The organism is Cyanobacteriota bacterium, from assembly GCA_027618255.1.
Taxonomy (GTDB): Bacteria; Cyanobacteriota; Vampirovibrionia; order LMEP-6097; family LMEP-6097; genus JABHOV01.
In genome coordinates this window covers 1-7833 of sequence record JAQCFG010000076.1, presented here as the reverse complement: position 1 = coordinate 7833, position 7833 = coordinate 1, and the positions used below count along the sequence as shown (strand labels likewise).

Genomic DNA, 7833 nt, shown 5'->3' with positions numbered 1-7833 from the left:
TTTAAACGAACTTGCAGTTCTATTAAAAGAATCTGCTAACAACTCCAAAGCTTAACAATTCAACATATCAAAAGCCAATCCTAGACTACGTTATACCCTAAGAACTAATTGGGGATTCATTTTCAAAACAGGAGAGAGGAATGAGTAATATTAAAGCAGGTAGCATTGGAGCTGCCACTGGAATTGCTGCAGTCAAGATTGCAGATACTTTCACTAAGGAAATAGGTTATGGAATGACCAAAAGTATAGACGGAGCTGCATTGCTTGGGAGTGGAGTTTATAGTATCGCTGCAGACTATGGATTATATGGACTGGGCGCTGCAGCTGGAATCGGTGGACTAGGACTAAGTTACAGAGCATTAAGTCGCATTATGCCAATGCTTCGTGATTATTCGCAAAGAATAACTCATAGTGAGCATGGTGCCAATATCAAATCACAACTACTTGTAGCATACGGCTCTGACCTTAGCCTCGTGGCAGGAATCGAAGGTTTGCCTGATGTCCAACTAGGACAAGCCGACCTTAAACTAAGAACAGAGTTTAGACAGGAACATAGATCTGATTTACCAACCATAATTGATATAGTTAGAGAAGTAAGACCGAGTCTGGCAAGACAACTTGAAGCAACTATAGTTTAAACACTTAGCCGCGACTCAAACTCTACTAGATCAAGTATAATAATCAAATGCTCTACTGGCTCCAAATGATCTTATTACTTCTCGGTATCCTACTATCCTGCGAGATATTCACAAATGCAATTGAAAACTTAGGAGAAAGACTCAATATCGGTCATGAGTTTACTGGTAGTGTGCTTGCAGCAGTTGGCACTGCACTGCCAGAAACAATCTTGCCGCTAGTTGCAATTTATATGGCAAGCCAAGGAGCTATAGGAGCCGTTGCAGCCAAGAATGATATAGCTATTGGGGCGATACTCGGCGCGCCGTTTATGCTATCCACACTGACAATGTTTTTACTTGGCTTGAGTATTTATTTACACCGCAAATCTCGCAAATCTACCAATCTAGAACTCAATTCAGAGCATCTAGAAAGAGACTTACGATATTTTCTCAAGGTATTTTTCATTGCAATTTTGGCTACTGGGCTTTCCTCTGATTATTTAACACAAATCATCAGCAAGCTCTGCCAGACGGAGTTTGGCATCAAGCTACTCAACCTATTCAATGCTGGTATTCCTAATCAATGCTATGACGAGATCAGTTTTAGTCTAAGGGCGATAGTTGGTTTTTTAATCATCGCTCTTTATATCAACTATCTCATGGTGACCTACAAAGCATCCAAGAAAGAATTCTCTGGCGAGTACGAGATTCATGATTGCCCTATTTTATTTTTGGAGCGATTTTTCAAACTCAAGGTCAATATGAAGACAGTAGTGATTCAGACTCTAATTGGCTTAGGCGGAATAATTTATTTTGCCCATGGTTTTGTTGGAGCCATAGAACATATCTCAGAATTAATTAATGTCAGCCCTCTAATCTTGAGCTTGATTGTAAGTCCGATAGCAACTGAGTTACCAGAGAAGGTCAATAGCTGGATTTGGTCATCACAGGGCAAAGATGTACTTGCAATGGGTAATTTAAGTGGTGCAATGGTTTTCCAAGCGAGCATTCCCTGTGTAATTGGAATATTAATGACTCCATGGGTTTTAAGTCCAATTGCTGTTGCCTGTGGGATCCTAGCAATCCTCTCAAGTTCAGTACTACTATATACTCTTAAAACAAAATCAAAAATAAGTTACAAAGTCTTGTTAGGCTGCGGTGTTTTCTATTTGATCTATTTACTGTTGATTTTCAATCTTTAGGCGTTCTCTGTAACCTGGTTCAAATACCCATCTAAAGGGATCCCATTTCCAAGTACTTGGATGATGGTTAATGCACCAAAGACCCATGACAATAACCACTAAAGCCGTAACAGGCAAAATAGAAACAAATAATATTAACTGTAACTTAGTTCCTTCCATAACTTAACTCCCGATGCCCCAAAGTATACCAACCAATATACAAACAGACAACTCCAACAATAATTACAACGATTAACACAATAACAGTACCGATATTAAACAAATCCATACTAGAAATCTTGATACTTTCAAGGATAATTCCACCAGCAATAGACAATAAGGCAAATCCACCGACAAAGAATACGTTCGCAAAATATTTATCCGACTCAGGAACCTTAATTTCCTTCATGTTTAAATTTATATCACAGCGAAATCAAAATTACATGAAACTAAGTGTCTACCACATCCGTCTTCGCTACGCTACGACGCGACCATGCTCTTACAAGAATCTATAATCAATTTCTTAACACCATCAACAGTTGCATCAAAATCATTAATAGTATGTTTAGCACCGAGCGAGATCTTGCGTCTTTCATTTCCATTAATCATATTAAGTACAATAATCTTGTTGCCTTGGTTTATTGGTTTAATTGCATAAGTTCTCAAAGAATGTAAAAACTGGAAGTAATCACCAAGTTGAGAAATATCCAAATCAAACTCTAGAACCCCCATATTGTCTATATCCTCGAGAGATTCAATCATAATACTTTTGTCACCTTCAGAGTGTTTGGACAAGGTACCGGTAATTAATACACGTTTGCCTTTTTCAATAAATGCTTCACATTGTTCCAACTGTTTTGAAAACAAAACAGCCTCTACCCGAGATTCCATATCTTCAACATTGAGAATACAAATATTCTTTTTTTTCTTGGTTAGCTTTCTGACAAAATCAGTTATCAAAACAGCAACCTTGATTTTGGCACCGTCATTCTTATCATCCAAATCCTTGAGAGTTTGATCGGCAATACATTTAACAAGCTCGTCAACTCCTTGCATTGGATGGTTGTTGACAAAAAGACCCAGTAATTGATATTCCATCTCTTGCATTTCACGCTCAGGAAACTCATCAGCCATTCCATTCATATAATTAGGACTAGTTAATGCAGAAACCTCAACCTCGGCACCAAGTGCCGCAAATAAATTCCCCTGCCCGCGAGTCTTCTCTTCCTGACTGCGTTTTGAGCGATTAATAAAGCTCTCCAGATTATCAATCATTGCCTTGCGTCCAGCACCCATGCCATCAAAAGCACCGCATTTAATGAGTGATTCGATTGTTTTTTTGTTTACTTTCTTGTGGTCGATTCTACAACAAAAATCAAAGAAATCCTTGAACACTCCATTCTCATTACGTTCAACCACGATAGACTGAGAAGGTCCATCACCAACGCCTTTGACTGCCTTCATTCCAAAAACAATTGATTTATCTTTCACAATTGCCCGAAAATCCACATTGGATAAATTAATATCAGGAGGAATAACCTTGATACCTAATCTAACAGCTTCAATCAAATAGGACTTCAATCGATCACTGTCATTGCCTGATGACATAAACAAAGCGGTCACGTATTCAACAGGATAATGAGTCTTGAGATAAGCAGTTTGATAAGTTACAAAACCATAAGCTGTTGAGTGGGATTTATTAAAGCAATACTCAGCAAAAGCAAGCATCTGCTCAAAGAGTGTCTCAGCAAGCGATGCAGGAATCTTGTCAGCATGGGCTTGGCAACCCTTGATAAATTGATCCTTATATGGAAGTAGAACTTCAGGTCGTTTCTTACCCATTGCCCGGCGTAATAGATCCGCTTCACCAAGTGAAAAACCACCGAGTGTTTGTACAATCTGCATAATCTGTTCTTGATAAACGATGGTACCATAAGTGTTGCGCAAGATTGGCTCAAGTAATGGGTGCTCGTACTTGATTGCTTGCTTGCCTGATTTACGATCAATAAAATCATCAACCATTCCTGTATCAAGAGGACCTGGTCGATACAGCGCAATCAATGCTGAAATATCTTCAAGACTGCGAGGCGCAAGATCACGAGCTATCTGTTTCATTCCAGCAGAAGTTTCTAATTGAAAGACACCTGATAGATGTCCTGAACAAACCGTATCAAAAGTAGCAGAGTCTTCCATTGAAATTTTGTCGATGTCAATTTTGAGACCAGAGTTCTCTTCAATAATATTGAGAGCTTTTTTGATCATTGTCAGGTTACGCAAACCCAAAAAGTCCATCTTCAGCAAACCCATATAGGCACACTCTTCCATGGCAAACTGAGTAATTATACTACCGTCATTACTACGAGAAATCGGTACGATATTGTCAACAGATTGATCTGCAATAATCACACCAGCAGCGTGAACCCCAAAAGTCTTGTTAAGCCCTTCATTTTTCAAAGCAAGGTCAATTACTTCTCTAGCTTCAGGATCACCTTTATATCGTTTAGCAAAATCATCATGATTCTCTATCATCCAAGCAATTGACCTTGGCTTACCACGCACAACTGGAATCATTTTGGCTAATTCTTCTGCTCTTACATATGGATACTCAAGCACTCTTGCCATATCTTTAATTACTGACTTGGATGTCAGTCGATTGAATGTAATAATCTGGCAAACGCACTCCTCACCGTACTTCTGCCTTACGTACTCAATTACATCAGCGCGTCCTTCGATACAAAAATCCGTATCAATATCGGGCATACTCTTACGTTCAGGATTCAAAAATCTCTCAAACAGTAGGTCATACTTCAAAGGATCGATATTAGTAATTTCAAGTGCGTAAGCAACTAATGAACCAGCAGCAGAACCACGCCCAGGTCCAACCGGAATATCATTCTCTCTTGCCCACTTAATAAAGTCCCAGACAACAATGAAGTAAGAAGCGAAACCGGAGTTGTTCATGATCTCAAGTTCAAAATCCAACCTATCAATTTGCAGCTGATTCAGTTCACCGCCAAAACGCATTTTGGCACCTTTGTAGCTTATTTCACGCAAGTAAGTTTCAAAGCTATGTCCTTCAGGGACTTTCGGGTCAGGCATATGCACCTTGGGCTCGCGCAATAATTCATAGTCCTCAATCTTGTTAAAGATTTCTGTTGGCACATCATAAACCGCTTTGCGTACCAAGTCTGGATCAAGGTGATCAGCAAAAAGCGCAGCCATTTCTGTCCCTGTCTTTAAGTACTCATGAGACGAAAAATGCATACGCGGAAAATCAGCAACATACTTTTGGGTTTGCAAGCAAAGCAAGGCGTCATGTGCGTTTGCGTCTTCACAATTAGTGTAGTGACTGTCATTAGTGGCAACGATTTTGATGTTAAGTTCTTTGGCGATATCAACGAGCTTGGGGTTCACATGCCTATCTTCAGCATAGTTATGATCCATTATCTCCAAGTAGAAATCCTCTCCAAAGATATCTTTGTAATTAGCTGCTGCTATTTTGGCATCTTCCATTTGATTATTCAAAACCAGATTGTTTACCTCACCGCCAAGGCAAGCAGACATTGCAACCAAGTCAGAAGAATATTGACGCAAAAATTCTTTGGAGACACGTGGTTTGTAATAGAATCCATTAATGCAAGACTCAGAAACAATCTTGATTAGATTAAGGTAGCCCTGGTCATTTTTGGCAAGCAAAACCAAATGATAAAGCTTAAGTCTATGTTCTTTGCCTTTGAGTAAATGGTCACCATTAATTACATAAATCTCGCAACCAACAATGGGTTTAATTCCATGTTTTTTAGCCTCGGTATAGAACTTATAAGCGCCAAACATTGTGCCGTGATCTGTAAGTGCCAAACCCGGCATATCATTTGTCTTGGCTTTTGCACAAATATCTTCAATACGACTAGCACCATCCAAAAGAGAAAACTCAGTATGGAGGTGTAGCGGAATATGTTTTACTTGATCGAGTGTCTCTAGGGACATATATAGATCAATCTTATAATTTATGGCTATCCATCTGTATTAATTAGATTTAAGTTAAAAACCCCACCCCGGGTATCACAAAAAGCACACCCCGGGTATCACAAATCTGACGAAGAATCAACAAAAAACGGCTAAAAGCACACCCCGGGTATCACAAATCGGGGAAAGAACAAGCAGACATAGCCATACTGGTTTTGCTAAAGTTGTAAAGGACACACTAAAACAAGAACTTAAATGAAATTCACCAATAAACTAGTTGATTACACTAATCTCAAGCCAGATGCCAGTCATCAAGACCTTGCTGTACTTGCAAAAAAAGCCCAAGAACAAGATTTCAACTCAATTTGCATAAGAAGTGACAGAATCAAGGAATTTGCTGAGACTTACCGCTGCTCAGCCACTATTAACTTCCCCACTAAGGTCTATTACTGCAACTCAGACGAAGATAAAAAATCAATCATCAAAGAAATTGGTAATCACGGCCTTGAAGAGAAACTCGCCGAAGCCAAGCAAGCTCTAGATGATGGAGCAGTCGAACTTGATCCGGTAATCAACCTTGCAAACGTCTCCAATCATGATTTCAAAAAACTAAGAGCCGAACTTAATGGCTATATCGAGTTGATGCAAAGCTATGATAAGCCACTTTGGCTCAAACCCATCTTCTCGTGTGAATTACTCGAGGACTACAGTATCGAATTTAGCATCGATATTTTAGCTCAAGTTGTTGCGGGCGCTCAACTAAACAAAATCAAAGTAGCTTATAAAAACTCAACTGGATTTATCAAAACAGAAAATGACTACCCGCTCAAAACAACAAGCCAAGAATTAATTTCACTTATTACAGAAAACCTAAACGAATACGATCAAGACTCAAGAATCCATATCAAAGCCGCTGGTGGAATCAAAGATATAGAAACCGCCAAAACAATTATTGAAGCTGCTGGCGGCAGACTTAGTCACATTGGCACTAGTTCTGACATGTCTTACTAAGCCAACGCCGGGTCGTAACGCTGTAACGCTTTGTCAATGCGTATTAGCAAAGCGTTACGTCGTTACGACCCGGCGTTGATAAAAATCGAGCTGATAATAAGCCGGGTTTTGTTTCTCGGACGATCATCTATCTGGGACTAGAATCACTTCTAGCCTCAAGCGGAATTGAGATCTTTCTTTTTGCTATTGAAGCATTTGCAAAAAGCAATAGATCTGGACCTTGCAGCTTCGCTGGGGTTTACCTAGCCTAAGCCTCTCGACTTAGCTGGTGAGCTCTTACCTCACCTTTGCACCCTTACCAATTGGCGCCTCTCTGACTCAATTTCTTCGTTATGCGAGTTCTCGTTTATTAGCAATAAACTTCCAATAAACCCCTTCGGGGCTCGCATGCCTTGAACTTGAGCCACAGACACACCAATGGGCGGTATATTTCTGTGGCACTATCCTCACGTTCACACGCACCAGCTCTTAACTGGCAAGCTAGCTTCAGTGCTGCCCGGACTTTCCTCTCTACCAAAGTAAAGCGATCATCTAATCAGCTCGACTGATGATTATAGCTTACTAGGCTGCTTTTCTATGCCCTTTATCATTAAATAAAGCATCTTCGACTCTTAATTCATTGATCACAGCATGCCCCAACAAATCACTAATCATCTGCACATCGATAATACCTTCAGAATTTAAATACTCAATAATTGCAAGAACCAATCTTTTACCATATTTTTCATCATTCGCTGCAATGTAATTTCTAACATTGTCTATAAACCTAGGGCGAAAGTCATATTGATCTTCACTCTTAGTTATTAATGCCTCAAAAGCTTCACTTGGGTTAAAATCCCTGTGATCCACCGGGGTCCCTGCAAATAACTCAGCCTCATCAGCAATGAGAGCTAGCGAATCAGGGTCTAATACTTTCCCATAAGGATCTGCTTGAAACAAAAGAACATCTTCAACTTGAAACAAAAGAACATCTTCAACCTTTTTTTTAACCATTTCTTCAACCATTTCTGGCTTAGGGACCGTATCCGGAGCAAATAAAGCTAACAAATGTGGATTAA

Annotated in this window: 6 protein-coding genes and 1 other RNA gene; 3 read left to right on the top strand and 4 right to left on the bottom strand. The window is 39.6% G+C overall.

The window, feature by feature from the left end:
* Positions 1-140: 140 nt before the first annotated feature.
* On the top strand, positions 141-638 hold the full coding sequence (locus O3C63_08850; protein MDA0773036.1) for a hypothetical protein: 498 nt from the start codon (positions 141-143) through the stop codon (positions 636-638).
* A 65-nt stretch (positions 639-703) separates the two neighbouring features.
* Positions 704-1819, top strand: coding sequence for a sodium:calcium antiporter (locus O3C63_08845; GenBank protein ID MDA0773035.1), 1116 nt, complete (start codon positions 704-706; stop codon positions 1817-1819).
* A 145-nt stretch (positions 1820-1964) separates the two neighbouring features.
* Here the strand turns inward: O3C63_08845 and O3C63_08840 are convergent, their stop codons facing one another.
* Together O3C63_08840 and dnaE are read right to left on the bottom strand one after the other, a co-directional pair.
* Positions 1965-2207 carry a hypothetical protein gene (locus tag O3C63_08840; GenBank protein MDA0773034.1) on the bottom strand — a complete coding sequence of 81 codons (243 nt, stop codon included), beginning with the start codon at positions 2205-2207 and terminating at the stop codon, positions 1965-1967.
* A 71-nt stretch (positions 2208-2278) separates the two neighbouring features.
* Positions 2279-5785, bottom strand: coding sequence for a DNA polymerase III subunit alpha (gene dnaE, locus O3C63_08835; protein ID MDA0773033.1), 3507 nt, complete (start codon positions 5783-5785; stop codon positions 2279-2281).
* A 234-nt stretch (positions 5786-6019) separates the two neighbouring features.
* Between dnaE and O3C63_08830 the strand changes: the two genes are divergently transcribed.
* Complete coding sequence (locus O3C63_08830; protein MDA0773032.1) at positions 6020-6775, top strand: hypothetical protein; 756 nt, start codon at positions 6020-6022, stop codon at positions 6773-6775.
* An 82-nt stretch (positions 6776-6857) separates the two neighbouring features.
* Here the strand turns inward: O3C63_08830 and rnpB are convergent.
* Both rnpB and O3C63_08820 read right to left on the bottom strand, forming a co-directional pair.
* Positions 6858-7318: RNase P RNA component class A (rnpB, locus tag O3C63_08825), an RNA gene on the bottom strand.
* 18 nt (positions 7319-7336) lie between these two features.
* Positions 7337-7833: hypothetical protein (locus O3C63_08820; protein MDA0773031.1), on the bottom strand; the 497-nt coding region annotated here is incomplete at its 5' end.

Excerpts from the sequence above, each read along its gene's own strand:
- O3C63_08830 (MDA0773032.1), top strand. The coding sequence starts at position 6,020 with ATGAAATTCACCAATAAACTAGTTGATTACACTAATCTCAAGCCAGAT.
- O3C63_08845 (MDA0773035.1), top strand. The coding sequence starts at position 704 with ATGATCTTATTACTTCTCGGTATCCTACTATCCTGCGAGATATTCACA.
- dnaE (MDA0773033.1), bottom strand. The coding sequence starts at position 5,785 with ATGTCCCTAGAGACACTCGATCAAGTAAAACATATTCCGCTACACCTC.
- O3C63_08850 (MDA0773036.1), top strand. The coding sequence starts at position 141 with ATGAGTAATATTAAAGCAGGTAGCATTGGAGCTGCCACTGGAATTGCT.
- O3C63_08840 (MDA0773034.1), bottom strand. The coding sequence starts at position 2,207 with ATGAAGGAAATTAAGGTTCCTGAGTCGGATAAATATTTTGCGAACGTA.